The organism is Actinomadura sp. NPDC049382, assembly GCF_040677125.1.
Taxonomy (GTDB): domain Bacteria; phylum Actinomycetota; class Actinomycetes; order Streptosporangiales; family Streptosporangiaceae; genus Spirillospora; species Spirillospora geliboluensis.
Genome location: NZ_JBFARO010000005.1, coordinates 180,408 through 197,983, shown reverse-complemented (window position 1 = coordinate 197,983; position 17,576 = coordinate 180,408). Strand labels below are relative to the sequence as shown.

17 protein-coding genes are annotated in these 17,576 nt (G+C 71.2%); 8 read left to right on the top strand and 9 right to left on the bottom strand.

Annotation, left to right across the window (positions count from 1 at the left end; all coding sequences use genetic code 11):
* The first annotated feature begins 5 nt into the window (after positions 1–5).
* The gene (locus AB0K34_RS05730) at positions 6–818 is read left to right on the top strand and encodes a hypothetical protein (protein ID WP_364545915.1); all 813 of its coding nucleotides are present in this window, start codon (positions 6–8) and stop codon (positions 816–818) included.
* A complete protein-coding gene (locus tag AB0K34_RS05725) occupies positions 815–2,014 on the top strand; it encodes a hypothetical protein (RefSeq protein ID WP_364545913.1) in 1,200 nt (399 codons plus the stop codon). The genes AB0K34_RS05730 and AB0K34_RS05725 overlap by 4 nt, the downstream gene beginning before the upstream one ends.
* A 6-nt stretch (positions 2,015–2,020) precedes the next feature.
* Here the strand turns inward: AB0K34_RS05725 and AB0K34_RS05720 are convergent, their stop codons facing one another.
* On the bottom strand, positions 2,021–2,335 hold the full coding sequence (locus AB0K34_RS05720; RefSeq protein ID WP_364545912.1) for a hypothetical protein: 315 nt from the start codon (positions 2,333–2,335) through the stop codon (positions 2,021–2,023).
* A gap of 336 nt (positions 2,336–2,671) precedes the next feature.
* Between AB0K34_RS05720 and AB0K34_RS05715 the strand changes: the two genes are divergently transcribed.
* From AB0K34_RS05715 to AB0K34_RS05700, 4 genes are read left to right on the top strand one after another with little or no spacing between them, the layout of a single operon-like run.
* Positions 2,672–3,133: a YbaB/EbfC family nucleoid-associated protein gene (locus tag AB0K34_RS05715; RefSeq protein WP_364545910.1), complete on the top strand. Its 462-nt coding sequence runs from the start codon at positions 2,672–2,674 to the stop codon at positions 3,131–3,133.
* Positions 3,134–3,174: 41 nt separating this feature from the next.
* Positions 3,175–3,639, top strand: a complete 465-nt coding sequence (locus tag AB0K34_RS05710) for a hypothetical protein (protein ID WP_364545908.1) — start codon at positions 3,175–3,177, stop codon at positions 3,637–3,639.
* Positions 3,639–4,607 (top strand): hypothetical protein, encoded by a 969-nt coding sequence (locus AB0K34_RS05705; RefSeq protein WP_364545906.1) that lies wholly within the window; start codon positions 3,639–3,641, stop codon positions 4,605–4,607. The genes AB0K34_RS05710 and AB0K34_RS05705 overlap by 1 nt, the downstream gene beginning before the upstream one ends.
* A 21-nt stretch (positions 4,608–4,628) precedes the next feature.
* The gene (locus tag AB0K34_RS05700; RefSeq protein WP_364545903.1) at positions 4,629–5,063 is read left to right on the top strand and encodes a hypothetical protein; all 435 of its coding nucleotides are present in this window, start codon (positions 4,629–4,631) and stop codon (positions 5,061–5,063) included.
* Positions 5,064–5,072: 9 nt separating this feature from the next.
* Here the strand turns inward: AB0K34_RS05700 and AB0K34_RS05695 are convergent, their stop codons facing one another.
* Positions 5,073–5,357, bottom strand: a complete 285-nt coding sequence (locus tag AB0K34_RS05695) for a hypothetical protein (RefSeq protein ID WP_364545901.1) — start codon at positions 5,355–5,357, stop codon at positions 5,073–5,075.
* Positions 5,358–5,599: 242 nt separating this feature from the next.
* Here AB0K34_RS05695 and AB0K34_RS05690 point away from each other — a divergent pair, with 242 nt between their 5' ends.
* Positions 5,600–6,412 carry a hypothetical protein gene (locus tag AB0K34_RS05690; RefSeq protein WP_364545898.1) on the top strand — a complete coding sequence of 271 codons (813 nt, stop codon included), beginning with the start codon at positions 5,600–5,602 and terminating at the stop codon, positions 6,410–6,412.
* A 7-nt stretch (positions 6,413–6,419) separates the two neighbouring features.
* Here AB0K34_RS05690 and mycP read toward each other — a convergent pair whose 3' ends face one another.
* The 7 genes from mycP to eccD all read right to left on the bottom strand — a co-directional run bounded on the left by mycP (position 6,420) and on the right by eccD (position 13,342).
* Positions 6,420–7,694 carry a type VII secretion-associated serine protease mycosin gene (mycP, locus tag AB0K34_RS05685; protein ID WP_138637267.1) on the bottom strand — a complete coding sequence of 425 codons (1,275 nt, stop codon included), beginning with the start codon at positions 7,692–7,694 and terminating at the stop codon, positions 6,420–6,422.
* 80 nt (positions 7,695–7,774) lie between these two features.
* The gene (locus AB0K34_RS05680) at positions 7,775–8,923 is read right to left on the bottom strand and encodes a hypothetical protein (protein ID WP_364545895.1); all 1,149 of its coding nucleotides are present in this window, start codon (positions 8,921–8,923) and stop codon (positions 7,775–7,777) included.
* Between the two features lie 23 nt (positions 8,924–8,946).
* On the bottom strand, positions 8,947–9,552 hold the full coding sequence (locus tag AB0K34_RS05675; protein WP_138638849.1) for a hypothetical protein: 606 nt from the start codon (positions 9,550–9,552) through the stop codon (positions 8,947–8,949).
* Between the two features lie 98 nt (positions 9,553–9,650).
* Complete coding sequence (locus AB0K34_RS05670; RefSeq protein ID WP_240808131.1) at positions 9,651–9,947, bottom strand: WXG100 family type VII secretion target; 297 nt, start codon at positions 9,945–9,947, stop codon at positions 9,651–9,653.
* A 45-nt stretch (positions 9,948–9,992) separates the two neighbouring features.
* Positions 9,993–10,280: a WXG100 family type VII secretion target gene (locus AB0K34_RS05665; RefSeq protein WP_138638848.1), complete on the bottom strand. Its 288-nt coding sequence runs from the start codon at positions 10,278–10,280 to the stop codon at positions 9,993–9,995.
* A gap of 208 nt (positions 10,281–10,488) precedes the next feature.
* Positions 10,489–11,934 carry a type VII secretion protein EccB gene (gene eccB / locus AB0K34_RS05660; protein WP_364545892.1) on the bottom strand — a complete coding sequence of 482 codons (1,446 nt, stop codon included), beginning with the start codon at positions 11,932–11,934 and terminating at the stop codon, positions 10,489–10,491.
* Positions 11,935–11,941: 7 nt separating this feature from the next.
* Positions 11,942–13,342 carry a type VII secretion integral membrane protein EccD gene (eccD, locus tag AB0K34_RS05655; protein WP_138638846.1) on the bottom strand — a complete coding sequence of 467 codons (1,401 nt, stop codon included), beginning with the start codon at positions 13,340–13,342 and terminating at the stop codon, positions 11,942–11,944.
* 174 nt (positions 13,343–13,516) lie between these two features.
* On the opposite strand from eccD, the gene eccCa reads away from it, so the two are divergent.
* Positions 13,517–17,491: a type VII secretion protein EccCa gene (eccCa, locus tag AB0K34_RS05650; protein ID WP_364545888.1), complete on the top strand. Its 3,975-nt coding sequence runs from the start codon at positions 13,517–13,519 to the stop codon at positions 17,489–17,491.
* Positions 17,492–17,576 lie beyond the last annotated feature (85 nt).

The following is a 17,576-nucleotide window of genomic DNA, read 5'->3' as shown; positions in this document are numbered from 1 at the left end:
AAGTCGTGAGCGAGAACGGGTCGCTGAACCCCGCCGAGCAGAACGACCTGCTCCAGCAGATCACCCTGCTGCTGACGCACACCCTGCCCCCCGGGTGGGGGGAATGCACGGTCGTGCACCGCTCGCTCGGGCGGCACACCGAGACCCTGGGGCAGCTGAGCCTGGTCACCGGGCCGGGCCTGCCCGCCCCCTTCGACGTGCCCGCCGCGCTCGGCGAGCTGTTCGAACGCCTGCGCGCCGGCATGTACGCGCCCGGCCTCGGCACCTGGTTCACCGCCACCTTCACGCTGACGTTCCCGTTCTCCTACGACGTCCGGTACGACCGCGACGGCGAGCCGCGCTGGCAGGCCGCGCCGCCGCCGGACGCCGCCGAGGCCGAGCTCCGCAGGTTCCCGCGCGACGCCGAGCACGTCCCCGCCTGGCTGGCCGCCCCGCCGGCGCAGGGCATGCGCATCGCCCGCCCCTTCGACGGCACCGCCCCCGACGGGCGGCCCGAGGTGCGGCGGCCCGACGTCCCCGGCGCCGAGCGCGAGGCGATGGTCCGCTACCTGGAGCAGGCCCCGATCGTGCTGGCGGCCCGCAGCTACGACAGCGACGCCCTCGACCCCGGCCACGCGCGGAACGTCCCGCTGACCTACCACACCGACGGCACCTGGATCTGGCCCGGCGCCGTCGGCTACTACCTGCGCGCCCACGGCGTCCCGCCGGAGCCCGAGCTCGCCGCCCACATCCGGCGGACCGGGTTCGCGGTCCCGGACGTCGCCGACGGCGTCCGCTCCGCCGCGGTCGCGGCCATCACCGGCTCGGAGTCGTCATGAACAACGTCCCGCCGCAGAGCGGCGCCAGCGGACCGCCGGTGCCCGCCTACCAGCCGCCCGAGGGCTACGCCACCTCGACGCGTCACCCCGTCGTCCACCTCCCGGTGATGCTGAACGGCCTGCACGTCGGCTACCTGTGGGCCGGGACGGACGACCGGTCCGCCGGGTTCGTCCGGCGCAAGGAGACCCTGCGGCAGGCCTACGAGGCCCCGCTCGTCTGGTCGCAGCGGCTGCGCGAGGCCCACGCGGCGGGCCTGCCCGCCCGCGAGGCGATCCGCCAGTGGATCGGCCGCCCCGAGGACCCGCGCGGCGGCGGCGTCCCCGCCGGCGCCCGCGAGGAGGTCGCCGACGGCAAGCAGGACGTGTTCCGCCTCGCCGACCCCGGCGCCGAGCCCTCCCCCTGGGAGTCGGTGCGCCCTGGCGAGTTCCCCGACGGCACCCCGATGGACCGGTCGCAGGGCTGGGGCGGGCTGCACTTCGAACTGCCGCCCGGCTACGACCTGACCACCGACGGCCCCGTCCGCTACCTGCCGGTCGTCAAGGACGACGTCGTCCTCGGCTACCTCTGGCAGGGCGGCACCGCAGCCCTGTTCCTGCCCCGCGCCGACGCGGCAGCCCTCGGCAGCGACGCCATGGGCGCCTGGGTGCAGCGGCTCCGCGACCTCTACGCGCAGCACGTCCCCGCGCCGGAGGTGCTCGCCCGCTGCCGCGCCATGCCCGCCGACCCCGTCGCGGGCGGCGTGCCGGCGGACGCGACCGAGCAGGAGGCACCGAGCCTCCAGCGGCTCCGCGACCTCGCCGACGTCCACGAGCAGTCGCTGCGGCTGGCGAACAACCCGGTCCCGGGCGACCCGGAGATCATGAAGCGCCCCGCCCTGGACCCGGCCGAGCGCGACGTGGTCCTGCGCTACCTTCGCGAGGCCCCGGTCGTGTACGACAGCGGCCGCCTGTTCACCGACGCTTTCGACCCCGCGCGCCCCGCCAACATCCCCGACACCTACCAGACGGACGGCACCTGGGTCTGGCTCGGCGGCGTCCCCCACCACCTGGAGCACCACAACATCCCGCCAGAGCCCGACCTCCTGCGCCACATCCGGGACAACAACGCCCAGCTCCCAGCGGAAGACCCGACCACCCGCGAGCGCGCCAAGCAGACCCTCCGCTGGCACCGCATCCTCGTCCCGCCCCCCGCGTAGGACGCGCTAGCCCGCCTTGCTCCGCACGATCTCCTGCGCCGCCCGCCGCAACCCCGTTTGAATGACCGCATAGGCGACAAAGGAGCAAAGCGCCGCAAGGAAGACCACCACCACGGCGGCCTCCGGCAGGAGCCCGAACGGAGTGCACAGCAGCAAGAGCACCCCGAGCACGAGAAGCGCATTCCCCGTGCGCACCCGCTCCCGCTGCGGCAACTCTCCATAAGGCACCTTCACGCTGCGGGATACCGTGTAATTCCCCACGCCTTTGCGAGCTCGCACTCCCGCGGCGACGCAGGCGAGCCCCAGCAGCCCGTACGCCACGGTCCCGATGATCACAGGCACAGTCGAACCTCTCCAGAACCATTCCGCCACCTGGGGCGCCAGAGTATCCCTCGAACCGACGTCCTCCGCGATTTCCGCTCCGCCGAAGACGAATTTTTCGTCGTCCGATATGTCGCCGCATGGAACCGGTCAAGACGACGCTGAAGAACGACGAGCCTGTTAGCAGGCCACCCGCACCGTTTCGCCGACAACCACCGAACCAACCTTTCCTGAGAATCGCCCACGATGGGCGATACCGCCACTACAGTGGCCGGAATCGTTGACCACCTGTTTCGAGCACGCTCAACACACCGTCGCGGACGACCGGGGAGTCCCATGATGTTCAGCGCCAACGACTTCGACATGGACAAGCTCGTCGCGGACGCGCAGCAGCGCGTCGCGAAGATGGCGGCGATCAGGGAGCGGACGGCGGCGCTCACCGGGCACGCCGAATCGGCCGACGCGCGCATCCGGGTGACGAGCAGCGCGGACGACCCGGTCGCCGAACTGCACATCGATCCGCGGGCGATGCGGATGTCGGCCGAGGAGCTGTCGGAGGCCGTCCGGAGCACCGTCAAGGCCGCCCGCCGCGACCTCGACCGGCAGGTCGAGGAACTCACCGCCTTCGAGTACGGGGACTCGGTGAACCCCCTCGAACTGATGAAGAACAAGGACGCGCTGAAGGAGACGCTCGGCGAGGTCCAGGGCATGTTCGAGAAGGCCGGCCGGGAGACGCAGGGAATGATCGAGCAGCTCCAGCGCAACCTCGGGATCCCCGGGCAGGCCCCGCCCCGGTGACGCGGCCGGCGAGTACCCGAGCATCGAGGACGGAGTGACGCGTGGGCGAGAACAAGATCAACAACATCCTCAACGGGCCGAGTCCGACCCCGGCGGGCGCGCCCCCTTCCGGGACACCGCCCACCGGCGGGCGTCCCGCACCCGCACCCGCACCGTCGCCCGCGCCCGCGACGCCGGCGCCCGGCACCGGCGCCAAGACGAGCGGCCAGGTGCACTTCTCCCCCGAATCACTCAAACGGCTCGGCGACGCCCTGGAGAAGGACGTCGGCGCCATTCTCAAGAACGCCCGGTACAAGCTGAACGTCAAGCCGCGCGACGCCCAGCCCGACGCGTTCACGACCTTCGGCTTCTTCTGCGCGACGGCCTACACCGAACTGATCGAGTTCGCCGACCAGGACCTCATCGACAAGACCGAGCTGCTCATGGACTTCAACGACAGGCTGCACCAGGCCGCCAAGATCCAGGACGAGGCCGACCGCAAGTCGACGATCAAGAAGGGCTCCTGATGACCGACGTGCTGGGGGCCGCGAAGGGCCTCGCCCAGGCCGCGATGTACGAGTGCATCTTCGTCTCCACGGTGATCCCCGCCGCCATCCCGATGAACCCGATCGTGTACCAGGCCCAGGGCGACCCGAAGAAGATCTGGGACGCCGCCGAAGGCTGGAAGGAGACGATCGACGAGCTCACCAAGGCCAAGGAGCAGATCGAGACGCTGACGCGCGGCGTCCAGCAGACCGCCTGGGAGGGCGACGACCGCACCGCCTTCGAGCAGCGGACGCAGGAGTACCGGCAGCAACTCGACGCCGCGATCGCCATGGCCTGGGTCGTCGCCATCGCGCTGTGGATCCTCGCCGTCATGATCGCGGTGTTCATCTACCTGATGTTCATCGTCATCACCCTGCTCGCGATCTTCGCCGCGGCCATCTGCATCGCGGCGGGCAGCATCATCGGGGCCCCCGCGGCCGTCGAACTCGAAGCGCAGGCGAACCAGTTCGCGACCATGGCCTACCGGGTGATCAGCATGGGCTCGAAGGTGCTGACGATCACGTTCGGCACCACCGCCGGGATCTTCGGGCTCGCCTGCGCGGGCAACATCGCCTGGCAGTGGGGCCACGGCAACGACGACGTGTTCAAGACCTTCGGCCAGGCCACGCTCAACGGGCTCGACGACATGCTGAAGGGGACCCTCAACTTCCTGGAGCAGAAGTTCACCGCCAAGTTCATGGGCGAGGGGCAGGTCGGGAAGTGGACGGGCATTCCGCAGTCGAGCCGTATCGCGCCGCTCACCGGGCTGGAGCGGGGCGTCACGGGGCTCGGAGCCGTCGACACCGCGAACGGCGGGCCCGTCCTCGTCGCGGGCGGTGAGAAGCTCGCCGGAGCCGCCGGCATCGAGGGCGGCGAGTACGGCAGCGGTGAGGACGGCGAACCCGACCCCGGACGCAACTACGTCGACAAGACCCAGCCCCACCGCTGACGCGGCCGGACGAGGTGCACCATGTCGCTCCGTATCATCGTCGCGGCGGCGGTCTTCCTGCCGATCATCATCGTGATACTCCTGCTGGGGATCGCCGCGTATCGGGGGCGCTGGCATTCCTGGCACGGGAACGACGACTTCTTCCATTGGCCGTACGCACCCCTTGCCGGAGCCTGGTTCGGGGCGTCCATGCTGCTCGTCATGGCGGCCCTGCTGGTCGGCACGGTCGTCCCCGCCGCCGTGGTCGCGGTCCTGGTTGTGGTCGCCCTCCTCCTGCTGCTGGTGGCGATCCTCGTCTACGTGCATTCCCCCAGGTGGCTGCTACCCGGGTACGTCCGGTGGCTGGACGGCGACGCCGGCTTCACCGAGCGGCCCGCATGCCTTGACACGTATCGGAATTCGCGGCTGAACAGAGTCATGCGCAAGCTCACCCTCGACCCCCGGCAGGAATTCTGAGGCGCGCGGTCAGTCGAAGGGGTCTTTCCTCGCCCTGCCGATGGTGTTGGTCAGTACCAGTACGCCCGCGCCGAGACCGAGGACCATCGACACCAGCATCACGGTGCCGGTCACCCCGCCCGACCTGTCCAGAGCGAACGTGATCAAGAACAGACCCATGAAGAAGTTGGAGACGGCGACGTACTGCATGCCCTCGAGTTCCGCGCCGCGCCCGGCCCGGAACAGGCAGGTGCCGCAGCAGATCAGGCCGAGCACGATCAGGCCGGCCCCGACCGCCAGTTCCACATTCTTCATGCGCCTTTACTCCGCATGCCGCCATCCGATGAGGGGATCGGTCCGGCGACGACCGGACCGCCATCACAGTCCACACGTCCTGACAAGTGTTCTGACTGTTGCGCGGTACGTACGGTAACAGGGCGCCGAACCCGTGTCATCAAGTATGCGAACAGGGGCGGGTGGGCTTTTAATGATCGGGGGCGGTGCGTCCGCTTCGGGATGTTCGCCGCGCGAAGATGGTCTGCGGGAAGGCTTGGGGGTTGCAGTTGTCCGATGGGTCGCGGCCGGAGTTCCTAGCTTCGGAGCAGGAGCTGGACGGCTCTACGCGGGTGGTCGAGGACGTGGCCGCCGAGGCGCCTGAGCCGGAGGCGCGGCGGAGGTGGTCCGGGTCCCGGCGGCGGTGGGCGGCGGGCGCGGGTGCGGTGGCCCTGGTCGCCGGCGGGGTCGGCTGGGGGGTGCACGCGGCCTCCGGTGAGGACGAGCCGGCCCGGTTCACGTCCATGCCGGAGCCGTGCTCGCTGGTGCCCGGCGAGATCCTCGAACGGTACGTGCCGCTTTCTGATCCGCCCGTCCCGGACAAGGACGCGAAGTCGGCTGGCGAGCGGTACGCCGCCTGCTCATGGGCGGAGCGGCCGGGCCTCGCGGGCGTCCAGGCGTCGCGGCGGCTCGACGTCTCGGTGCGGCTGCACCTGGAAGGCGTCGCGCCCGCTAAGGCGGAGTACGACGCGGCCTGGAGCGGCGCCCGGACGATGGAGGGGACGTCGAAGGGCGCACCCGGATCCCTGCGCGCCGAAGCTCCCGTGCTCCTCCGGGTCGGCGATCAGGCGTTCGCGCAGCACCTGACGTTGACAGGTCCGCTGGGACAGTCCGGCACGACCGCGGCCACCGTCCGTCTGCGGAACGCGGTCATCACGGTGCGGTTCCGGGCCACGGCGTCACCGGCCGGCAAGGACGCCTCCCCCAAGACCCCCGAAGCGCCGCTCGACAAGGCCAACGGCCGGGCGGCCGCCGAAGCCGCCGCCCGGAGCGCCACCGCCGCCCTCGCGGCCTGTGGCACCTGCCTCAGCCGGTAGGCGTCCGTCAGCGGGCGGGAGGCCGGTTGTGGGGCCCGCCGGGCGGAGGGCCCTGCTGCGGGCCGGGCCCGGGCGCCCCGAAGGGCTGCGGCGGCGCCATCGGCGCCGGACCGGACGGAGCGGCGGGCTTCTTGCGGCCGCGCATCAGCAGGAAACCGCCGACGCCCAGCACGAGCAGCACCACCACGACGCCGCCCACGATCAGGATCGGGAAGCCGCCGGAGTCGTCCTCGTCGGCCGCGGCCGGCTTGGTGGCGCCCGCCCCGGCCTTCGCGCCGCCCGCGACCTTGTCCAGCCGCTCGTAGACGGGGTTCGGCGCGGTGTCCGGCACGTTCTGCTTGAGCGCGCGGGGGATGCTGATGACGCCGTACCCGAGCAGGTCGTCCTTGCCGGTGGGGCCGAAGTCCTTCGCCGTGGCGGTGATGCGCTGCACGACCTGCCGCGCCGACATCTCCGGGTAGCGGCTGCGGACGAGGGCGATCGCCCCGGAGGCCAGCGCGGACGCCTGGCTCGTCCCGGCGCCGGAGTTGTAGGCGTGGCCCTCCTTGCCGAGATACCCGACGTCGGCTCCCGGCGCGGCGACGGTGACGTAGGGCTGCCGCTGCGTCGACTTCCAGGGCTTGCCGTCATGGCCGAACGCCCCCACGGCCACGACTCCCGGGCATGACGCGGGATAGTTGGGCTTGTTGCCGATGTCGCCCGAGTTGCCGGCGGAGGCGACGATCACAACGTCCTTCTCAGCGGCGTACTTGACCGCGTCGAGCAGTTCCGGCGGGCACTGGTTCGGGTAGATGCCGGCGGATTCGCTGCTCTCGGAGATGTTGACGACCTTGGCACCATTGTCGACGGCGTACCGGACGGCCTTCGCCGTCGTCGGGCCGCTCACCGAGGGAGCCGCGATGGGCAGGATCTTCGCCTCGGGCGCGATGCCCACGAACCCCGTCTTGGTGCCCTGCGAGGCGATGAGGCTGGCCATGCCGGTGCCGTGGCCGTGGTTGTTGGAGTCGTTGTCGCGGCGGCCGTCGCCGCCCTTGCCGGTCAGGTCGGTGCCGGGGAGCACCACGGGCTTCATGTCGGGCAGTTGCGCGTTGACGCCGGTGTCGATAACCGCGACCGTCACGCCCTTGCCCTTGGTGACGGGCCACACTTCCTTCTGGATGCTCCAGGAACGGAACCACCACTGGTCCGCCCTGGGGCCCGGGGCTGCGTGCGCGGGAACGGCGGGCGCCGCCGCCAGCCCGATCGCCGCCGTCGCAGCCACCGTCCGAAGCAGCCACCGCATCTGTCGCACTCCCTAGTCCGTTGTGCCGGGGCGGGCGGCGCGGCGGCCGCCGGCCGTCCGCCCCGCCCGTGTCCGAGAGGTCAGCCGATCACCGGTGGAGCGGTGTCGTCATCGGCTCCCCACACATCCTCGTCCTCGGTGAGCCAAGTGTTACGTTCGCGCTCCTCGCCCTTGCCGCCCTGGGCGCCCTGGCCCATCGGCATGCCGCCCATGGGCATGCCGCGCGCGCCGGCACCGGCCGCGCCGGGCCCGGCGCCGCCGGGACCGAGGCCACCGGGACCGCCGGCCGGGGACGTGCCGGCGTTCGGGCCGCCGAAGCCGCCCGGGTCGGCGCCGAACGGAGCGCCGCCACCGCCGCCCAGCCCGGGGCCGCCGCCTCCGGGGCCGCCGCCCGGCATGCCCGCGAGATCGGTGCCCGAGCCGCCGCCGAACGGCGATCCGCCCGCTCCGCCGAACGGCGAGCTGCCGCCGCCACCGAGTGCCGGGTTGTACGAACCCGCGCCATCGGGGGTGAAGGGGCTCGTTCCGCCCGAGGTGAAGGGGCTGGTGCCGCCTGCGTTGGGGTTGAAGGCGCCGGCGCCGTCGGACGTCGGGAACTTCGAGCCGGGGCCGCCGGGACTGGTGGAGCCGGGGTCGAAGCCGCCGGGACCACCGGGGGGGCCACCGCCGGGAGGGCCACCGCCGGGAGGAGGCGGGGGCGGCGGGGTGTCGGTCACGCCACCGCGCTGGTCCGGCAGGTCCTTGCTGATCTTGAGGGGGTGGCCCTCGAACGCCTCTTTCATCCGGCCGATGAAGTTGTTCATCAGCTTGCGGGCGTTGTCGTCGTCACCGCCGGTGTGGACCCAACCGTCGGTCATCGTGTCGCCCTGGGTTTTATACCAGTCGAGAATGTCGTGCTTGTACCAGGCGTAGAGCGTGGCGTTGTTGTGGCTGTCGTCCGACAGCTTGCCCGCCGTGTTGTAGACCTTGCCGAGCTGGTCGAGCGCCTTCTGGGCGGAGTCGCCCTTCCAGTGCTTGATGATCTTCTTGGCGAAGTTGTTGGTCAGCTCGTCGGTCATCTCGGCCAGGACGTCCGCCGCGTCCTTGTAAGCGGTCGAGGCTTCGCCGACCTTGCCGGGATTCAGGGCCTTCAGCTTGTTCTTGACGTCCTCATGGCTCATGCCATCCGCGTTGTGGGAGCCGAAGGCCATCCCGTCGCGGATCGGGTAGTGCTCGGTGTTGTCCCCCATCGATCCTCCTTTCGGGCCGACGATCAGCTGAGGTTGGGATCACCGGTCGGATTGACGCCGTCCACGTTCTTCTTGGTGTTGCCGTGGGCGTTCTCGTACTGGTCCGCCGTCCGCTTCAGGTTCTCGATCACACCCAGATAAGCGGTCTCGATGGCGCCGATGTACTCCTGGAAACCGGTCTTGCTCGCAGTCGCCACATTGACGAATTGCTCGGAGCCCTGAATGTTGCCGAGGTCGGCCTGGGTGATCGACGTGGCGCCGACCTTGTTGAGCTTGCGCTTCCAGATGTCCAGCTTGTACTTCATATCGCCGGCGAGGCTCCGGAGCTCCGCCGGATCGACCTCGTAGCCGTCTTCGGCCTTGGCCTTCCATTCCCCGCGTTCAGGCTGCGTGCCCCGGGGAAGCGCATTGCTCGGGTCGTTCCACTTGCCGGCGTCGGCACCCGCGCTGTAATCGAAGTACAGTTCGCGCTGCCGCGATTCCGAGAGGTTGTTCCATTCGTCGCGGGTCATTCCCGTGACGGTCTGGTACTCCGGAATCTCCCCGCTCTCGTCCCGGCCCGCGGCGCCCACGTAGCGGTCGTGCACGACCTTCGCGAGTTCCGCGTCTGTCAGATAGTAATCACTCATCGCTGACCCTCCGGCGGATCACATCATCCCCGGCACATCTGCGTCGTGCGAGTCCTCCCCGGACCCGCACGACGTAGACGGACCTTGCTGACCCTGCGTCAGCCCGCCCAGATGTTCTGGTTGGCCCGCTCGGCCCCGCTGTAGTTGCTGTGCGCGTCGCCGATGACGACGCCGAGCTGGTTCAGGACCTGGCCGATGTGGGCCGCGGCGGCGTCCCACTGGCGCTTGGCGTCCCAGTAGGCGGACTGGGCGCCGCCCTCCCACTGGGCAAGGTTCTGCTCGAGGTTCTTCTCAAGGTCGTCGAGCTCGTCGACGAGGGCGCGGTAGGCCAGCGTGAAGTCGGCCTGAGCCTGCTGCATCGCGCCGAAATTGGCCTTGGTGTAGCTGTCGCTCACGATCGGAGTCCTTACGGTCGGAGGGATGGCGGAGGCGGTGGCCGATCAGGTGGCGCCGTTGAGCAGCTGGTTGATCTTGTTGACCGCGTCCTGCTGCTCCTGCTCCGTGCTCTCGTACGTGATCTTGGTCTGGACGAGCTTCTGGTGCATGCCCTCGAGGGCCGTCCGCACCTTGCCCATCTCGGTCTGGAACTCGGTGAAGACCCGGTCGAAGGACACCGCGGCGTTACCGGCCCAGCCGGCCATCAGCTGCGACTTGTGTCCGTCGAGCTGGCTCTGCAGGCCCTTGACGATGCCCGCGGAGTCCTCGATGCGCGTGGCGGCCTGCTGCATTGCCGCTCTGTCGGCTGCGGATGTGTTCCCCACAGTGTCACCTCCGTTTTCCGATTTCTGGTTGCGTCATCGGGAGAGTGAAGACGGACCGTAACCCCGGCCGGTCTGGGAGCAATCCCAATGACACGAAATGTCAGCGATCATAAGCCTTACGCCCACCTATGTCGACGCAACTGATGATCTAGCGGTTCATGTGATCTACATTACATTATGCCTTCGACGCCGAGACGGGCTGCCGGGCGAGCTTGGGGTCGAGGGCGGGGCCCTGCGGGATCAGGTGGATGACGCTGGACGGCACCGGCGCGGCCTGCTTGGCCTCGTAGCCGAGCTTCTTGGCGATGTCTGCGGACGGCAGCGCGAACCGGACGCCCTGGTCGTTGACGAGGGACAGCGAGCCGGAGCCCGCCGTGGAGGTGCTGTCGTCGCCGGCGGGCACCAGGCTCATCAGCGCCGCCCCGCCGGGCGGCAGCACCATCTGGTCGATCGTCCCGGACGAGCCCGAGGTGCCGGCGCCGAGCGCGCCCGCGGCCGGCACCGGCAGCGACCCGCCCATCGTCAGCTGCGCCGTCGACGAGCCGATCGGGAACACCGAGCACAGCGGCGTCCCGGCGTCCCAGGCGACGAACTTCGGCAGCGTCGGCGGCAGGTTGTTGTCCAGCAGCCGCGTCCCGGAGGCGATCGCCTGCGCGGACGGGACGTCCGTCGGCAGCGGCACGGCCTGCTCGCCGGGGTAGGCGGCGGTGGTCCGCACGTCGCGCAGCAGCAGCTGCGCCTGCGTCTCGTTGATCTGCGAGAGCCCGTCGGCCAGCATCACGTACCATAGCGCCTGCCCGCCGGCCCCGGTCTCGGCCTTGAACACCTGGCCGACGCGCGCCGACCCGTTCCGCGGGCCCGCGACCGACTTGCCCCGGCCGGGGACGTTCGGCGCCGCGAAGTTGCCGGCCGCGGGGATCGCGTTCAGCCAGGTCGCCGAGACCTCCACGGCGGCGGGACCGCCGGTCAGCGCCGTCACCTGGTCCCCCGGGATCGTCATCTGCATCCGGTGGTCCTTCCAGACCACCCACGGGACGCCGCCGCTCTGCACGACGACGGCCTCGGTGTCGGCGAGCCGGCGTCCGCCCACCTTCCGGCCAGCGGCGAGCGCGCTGATCTGCCGCCGCACCCCGTTCGCCCCGGCCGCCTCGCGCGTGCACACCGACCAGGGACCGCGGATGAGCTGGTCCTTGCCGGGCAGCGAGTCGGGCGCGCCGACGATGCCGATCATCGCGCCGCGCTCGAACTTCGCCAGCGACTTGCGCGAGACGGTGCGCCGCTCCGGTGTGCTGTCGGAGTCGAGGGCCAGCAGCGCGGACGCGTAGTTCGCGACCGGGAACATCTTCCCGTTCTGGGCGTTGTAGATGTACTTGGTGCCGGTCTCCTTCTCGATGATGAGCTGGCCGGCCTTGTCGAGACCTTTGGCCCCGCCCGGGGACAGGATCCCCCAGATGCCGAACACGGCGATGATCAGCAGTCCGACCATCACGCCGGCGAAGGCGCCCACCGACAGCCGCCGCATCGGCGACTCGGCCACGTCCGGTTCGCCCTGCAGCAGGGCCAGCCCGACGCGCTGCGTCATCAGGCGGTGCGCCTGGTAGAGATCCCGCCGGTTCTGCATCAGCGCGTCACCCGGCCAGCCCGCGGACGCGGGAGTAGACGTCCAGCACGGCGAGCGCGAGCGGGATCAGCGCGATCATCACGAGCATGTCGAGGATGTCGCCCCACCGGCCCCAGACCGGGGTGGGGCGGTGGCCCGGCAGCCACAGCGTCACCGCGACGACGATGCCGGTGAGCACCAGCAGCGGGACGAGCGCCACGGCGAGCGCGACGACCTGGCTGCCGTGCAGCGCCATCCCGATCGTCGTCAGGACCAGGCCGAACAGCCCGATCACGAGCATCCAGGAGCGCTGCCCGACGCCGCGGAAGATCCGGGCGCGCAGCAGCAGCGACACCGACATCGCGGTCGCCGTCGCCGGTCCGGCCCAGCCGCCCTCGCCGCTCAGGAAGAGCATCGCCCCGGCCGCGACGAGCGCGATCGAGGCGATGAGGCCGGTGGAGAACCGGTCGGCGGCGGCGGTCCGCGCGAGCACCTCGCGGCCGTTCACCGTCTCGGTGTCGCGGCGCAGGTCCTCGGCGCTGCCCGGGACGGGCGGCAGCGGCATCCGCGCCAGCTTGAACGACAGCGACGGGACCGCCGCGATGAACATCATCATGACGACCGCGCAGATGGCGGCGATGCCCGCGGCCGGGAGGTCGTCGAAGAAGAACCCGACGGCGGAGCCGATCACCCCCATCAGCGCGGCGAACGCGATGCCGAGGAAGACCGGCAGCCCGTCCGCGATGGCGAACGCGGCGATGATCGCGGCGAGCGCGGTCAGCCCGAACCCCGCCAGCAGGTGCGGTGCGCCGAGGTCGAGCAGTTCCAGATCTTTGCGGGCGGGCGCGGCCAGGCCCGCGAGGAACGCGTACGGGAGGGCCGTGTAGCCGATGATCACGCCCGCGCCCGAGTCGGCGACCGCCCGCGACAGCACCGTCGCCATGATGAGCGCGACGAGCGCGACGATGCCCGCGGCGACCGCCGGGACGATCCACGGTGGCCCGGACAGCGCGATCACGACCGCGCCGACGAGCAGCGCGATCCCGCCCGCTCCGAGGCCGAACGAGCGGGTCGTGGTGGGGCGCCACCGGTCGGTGCGCTCGCGGATCCCGGACGCGATGACGTCGGCGACGTCGTCGAAGGACATCTCCGGGAGCTGCGCCATCCGCGGCCGGAAGTACAGGATCTCCCCGTCCCGGATGCCGAGGGCGCTCGTCGTCTGCGCGGCGTCGAACGGGTTGCCGTCGAGGCGCTGCAGCACCCAGCCGGAGTGGGCGAGACCGGCGTCCGCCATGTCCTCGCCGGCCGCGCGCAGCAGCGTGGGGAGCATGTGGGCGAGGGGCACGTCGGCGGGCAGGGAGACATCGATGCGCCGTTTGGGGGCGACGATGGTGACCCTGCACAGTTCGGTCATGGCAGGCGAGTTCACGGGAGCTCCCGTCCTCCAAATCAGCTCAGGGGGCGGATCCGAGCAACGCGCAGCTTAGGATGTGACGTCCGCCTACGCTAAAGCAACCTCAAAGTTTGACAAGTATCCCCCAAACGGGCCGGCCGTCTCCCCGCACCGGCCGCCCCGGCGTCGAAGCTCCGGAGGAACGCCGAGGTGAGCACGATCCTCGTGCGGCGCAAGGAGCGCCGCAAACCCCCGCCAGCCCCCAAGGGCGAACTGCTGCTCGAATCGCCGCCGGAGATCCCGGAACTGCAGAGCGGCGGCCTGCAGAACGTGCTCACGTACCTGCCGATGGCCGTGATGCCCCTGATGATGGGGCTGATGTTCCTCGGCGGCGGCACCCGCAGCCCGATCATGATGATCAGCAGCGGCGGCATGGCGCTGGCGATGGGCGGCATGATGCTCGGCCAGCTCGGCCGCGGCTCCGGTGAGCGCAAGTTCAAGCTGAACGGTGCGCGCCGCGACTACTTCCGGTACCTGTCGCAGGCCCGCCGCAAGGTGCGCCGCGCCGCCGAGCAGCAGCGCGAGTCGCTGGAGTGGAACAGCCCGGCCCCCGACTCGCTGTGGTCGCTGGTGATGAGCGCCCGGATCTGGGAGCGCCGCCCGAGCGACCCCGACTTCGGCAACGTGCGGATCGGCGCCGGCCCGCAGAAGCTCGCCGTCCAGCTGATCCCGCCGGAGACGCGCCCGGTGGAGGACCTGGAGCCGATGACGGCGGGCGCGCTGCGCCGCTTCGTCCGGGCGCACTCGACGGTGCCGAACCTGCCGGTCTCGGTGTCGCTGCCGTCGTTCGCGCGGATCCTGCCGATGGGCGACCCGGAGGCGGCCCGCGGCATGGTCCGCGCGATGATCGCGCAGCTCACCTCCTTCCACTCGCCCGACGACATGCGGGTCAGCGTGTGCGCGTCGGCCGAGGCGATGCCGCACTGGGACTTCGTCAAGTGGCTGCCGCACGCGATGCACCCGACGGTGACGGACGCGGCGGGGCCCGTCCGGCTGATGGCGGGCAGCCTCGTCGAGCTGGAGCGGATGTTCGGCGCCGAGGTGAAGGACCGGCCCCGGTTCACCCCCGGCCTGCAGCAGAGCGACCTGCCCTACCACGTCGTCATCGTGGACGGCGGCGCCGTCACCCCCGACTCGCAGATCGGCTCGGACGGCATCGAGGGCGTCTGCGTCATCGACCTCAGCGGCGCCGTCGCCCCGACCACCGACGGCACGATGCTGCGGCTGCGGGTCGCGCCCGACAAGATGGCGATGCTGCGCCGCGACCGCACCGGCAAGGACGTCCCGAGCATGCTGGGCCGGCCCGACGCGTTCAGCTACGTCCAGGCCGACGGCCTGGCCCGGCAGCTCGCGCCGCTGCGGGCGAGCGCCGCCAGCGGCCCGGAGATGGACGCGCTGTCGGCCGCGACGACGCTGACGACGCTGCTCGGCGTCCCCGACCCGGCGCGGATCGACCCGCGCCAGGCCTGGCAGCCGCGCGCGCCGCGCAACCGGCTGCGGGTGCCGATCGGCATGGACGCCGAGGGGCGCCCGATCGAGCTGGACATCAAGGAGGCCGCGCAGGGCGGGTACGGCCCGCACGGCCTGTGCATCGGCGCGACCGGTTCCGGTAAGTCGGAGCTGCTGCGCACGCTCGTGCTCGGCCTCGCGATGACGCACTCGTCCGAGGTGCTGAACTTCGTCCTCGTCGACTTCAAGGGCGGCGCGACGTTCCTCGGCATGGACGGCCTCCAGCACGTCTCGGCGATCATCACGAACCTGGAGGACGAGCTCCCGCTCGTCGACCGCATGTACGACGCGCTGCACGGCGAGATGGTGCGGCGCCAGGAGTGGCTGCGCGCCGCCGGCAACTACGCCTCGCTGCGCGACTACGAGAAGGCCCGCGAGCAGGGCGCGCCGCTCAAGCCGATGCCGACCCTGTTCGTCGTGCTGGACGAGTTCTCCGAGCTGCTGTCGGCCAAGCCCGACTTCGCCGAGCTGTTCGTGATGATCGGGCGGCTCGGGCGCTCGCTGGGCGTCCACCTGCTGCTCGCGTCGCAGCGGCTGGAGGAGGGCAAGCTGCGCGGCCTCGACACCCACCTGTCGTACCGGATCGGCCTGCGGACGTTCTCCGCGGCGGAGTCGCGGGTGGTCCTCGGCGTGCCCGACGCCTACGAGCTGCCGCAGGCGCCCGGCAACGGCTACCTGAAGATCGGCACGGAGACGATGACGCGGTTCCGCGCCGCCTACGTCTCCGGCACCTACCGGCCGGAGGACAACCAGGCGCCGCAGTCGCAGCAGGGGCCGCGCCAGGCCGCGCAGATCGTGCCGTTCACCCCGGCGTACGTGCGGCCGCAGATGCTGGAGCAGGCGCGGCAGCAGCGCCCGCAGGAGGAAGACGGCCCGCAGATCAGCCTGTTCGACCTCGTCGTGAAGCAGCTCGCCGGGCACGGCCCGCCGCCGCACGAGATCTGGCTGCCGCCGCTGGCGGAGCCGTCCACGCTCGACCAGGTCCTGCCGAACCTGCAGCAGACGCCCGAGTTCGGCTTCAGCACGGCCGGCTGGGACGGGCGGGGCCGGCTGCACGCGTTCGCGGGCATCGTCGACAAGCCGTTCGACCAGCGCCGCGACCCGATGTGGCTGGACCTGTCCGGCGCGGCCGGGCACATCGGCGTGGCGGGCAACCCGCAGGCCGGCAAGTCGACCCTGCTGCGGACCCTCATCACCTCGCTGGCCCTCATGCACACGCCGCAGGAGGTCCAGTTCTACTGCCTCGACTTCGGCGGCGGCGCGCTCGCGGCGCTGGCCGACCTGCCGCACGTCGGCGGCGTCGCGAGCCGGCTGGACCCCGACCGCGTCCGCCGCACGGTCGCGGAGGTGTCGGGGCTGCTGGAGTCGCGGGAGCGGTTCTTCACCGAGCGCGGCATCGACTCGATCGCCACCTACCGGCAGATGCGGGCCGCGGGCCAGATCGCCGGGGACGGCTTCGGGGACGTGTTCCTCGTCGTCGACAACTGGCTGACGGTCCGGCAGGAGTTCGAGGCGGTCGAGGCGACCGTCACCGACCTCGCCGCGCGCGGCCTCGGCTACGGCATCCACGTCGTGGCCTCGACGAACAAGTGGTCGGAGTTCCGGCTGACGATCCGCGACCTGCTGACGACGAAGCTGGAGCTGAAGCTCGGCGACCCGTACGAGTCGGAGATGGACCGCAAGATCGCCGCGAACGTCCCCGAGGGGCGGCCCGGCCGCGGCATCACCCGCGAGGGGCTGCACTTCCTCGGCGCGCTGCCGCGCATCGACGGCACCGCCTCGGCGGGCGACCTCGGCGACGGCGTCCGGCACCTGGTGCGGACGGTGCAGGCGGGCTGGCAGGGCCGGCCGCCCGCGCCGCCCGTCCGGATGCTGCCGGACGTGCTGCCGCACACCTCGCTGCCGGCGGTGGCCGAAACCGGCAAGCGCGTCCCGATCGGCATCGACGAGGACACGCTGTCGCCCGTCCTGCTGGACTTCGACAACGACCCGCACTTCGTCGTGCTGGGCGACAACGAGTGCGGCAAGTCCAACCTGCTGCGGCTCATCGTCGAGTCGATCAAGGAGCGGTACACGACCGCGGAGGCGCGGATCATCATGCTCGACTACCGCCGGGCGCTGCTCGACTCGGCGGAGAGCGAGCACGTCATCGGCTTCGCGGCGTCCTCGACGGCCGCGGCGGGGCTGATGAAGGACGTGCACGGCGCCCTGGTGAACCGGCTCCCGCCGTCCGACCTGACGCCGGAGCAGCTGCGCAACCGGTCCTGGTGGAGCGGGTCGGAGCTGTTCCTGGTGGTGGACGACTACGACCTGGTCGCCACCCCGTCCGGGAACCCGCTCGCGCAGCTCGCCGAGCTGCTGCCGCAGGCCCGCGACATCGGCATGCACCTGATCATCTCCCGCACCATGGGCGGGGCGGGCCGCGCCATGTTCGACCCGATCCTGCAGCGGCTGAAGGACATGGCCAGCCCGGCGCTGATCATGTCCGGCAACAAGGACGAGGGCAACCTGTTCGACGTGCGGCCGAGCCCGCTGCCGCAGGGCCGGGGCACGCACGCCGACCGGCGCGCCGGCAAGCGCCTCGTGCAGACGGCCTTCTACGGCCAGGAGAGGTAGGCGTCCCACGCGGAGAGCCCCGGGCCGGCCGGCCCGGGGCTCTTTCGTTTTCCAGGTGCTTTCGGTGCGCGTCGCGCTCGCCGTT

Bases quoted from the DNA above. Each gene is read 5' to 3' on its own strand.
- AB0K34_RS05665 (WP_138638848.1), bottom strand. From the start codon at position 10,280: ATGCAGCAGGCCGCCACGCGCATCGAGGACTCCGCGGGCATCGTCAAG.
- AB0K34_RS05680 (WP_364545895.1), bottom strand. From the start codon at position 8,923: ATGGGGGACAACACCGAGCACTACCCGATCCGCGACGGGATGGCCTTC.
- AB0K34_RS05675 (WP_138638849.1), bottom strand. From the start codon at position 9,552: ATGAGTGATTACTATCTGACAGACGCGGAACTCGCGAAGGTCGTGCAC.
- AB0K34_RS05715 (WP_364545910.1), top strand. From the start codon at position 2,672: ATGATGTTCAGCGCCAACGACTTCGACATGGACAAGCTCGTCGCGGAC.
- AB0K34_RS05705 (WP_364545906.1), top strand. From the start codon at position 3,639: ATGACCGACGTGCTGGGGGCCGCGAAGGGCCTCGCCCAGGCCGCGATG.
- AB0K34_RS05695 (WP_364545901.1), bottom strand. From the start codon at position 5,357: ATGAAGAATGTGGAACTGGCGGTCGGGGCCGGCCTGATCGTGCTCGGC.
- AB0K34_RS05725 (WP_364545913.1), top strand. From the start codon at position 815: ATGAACAACGTCCCGCCGCAGAGCGGCGCCAGCGGACCGCCGGTGCCC.
- eccB (WP_364545892.1), bottom strand. From the start codon at position 11,934: ATGCAGAACCGGCGGGATCTCTACCAGGCGCACCGCCTGATGACGCAG.
- AB0K34_RS05700 (WP_364545903.1), top strand. From the start codon at position 4,629: ATGTCGCTCCGTATCATCGTCGCGGCGGCGGTCTTCCTGCCGATCATC.
- mycP (WP_138637267.1), bottom strand. From the start codon at position 7,694: ATGCGGTGGCTGCTTCGGACGGTGGCTGCGACGGCGGCGATCGGGCTG.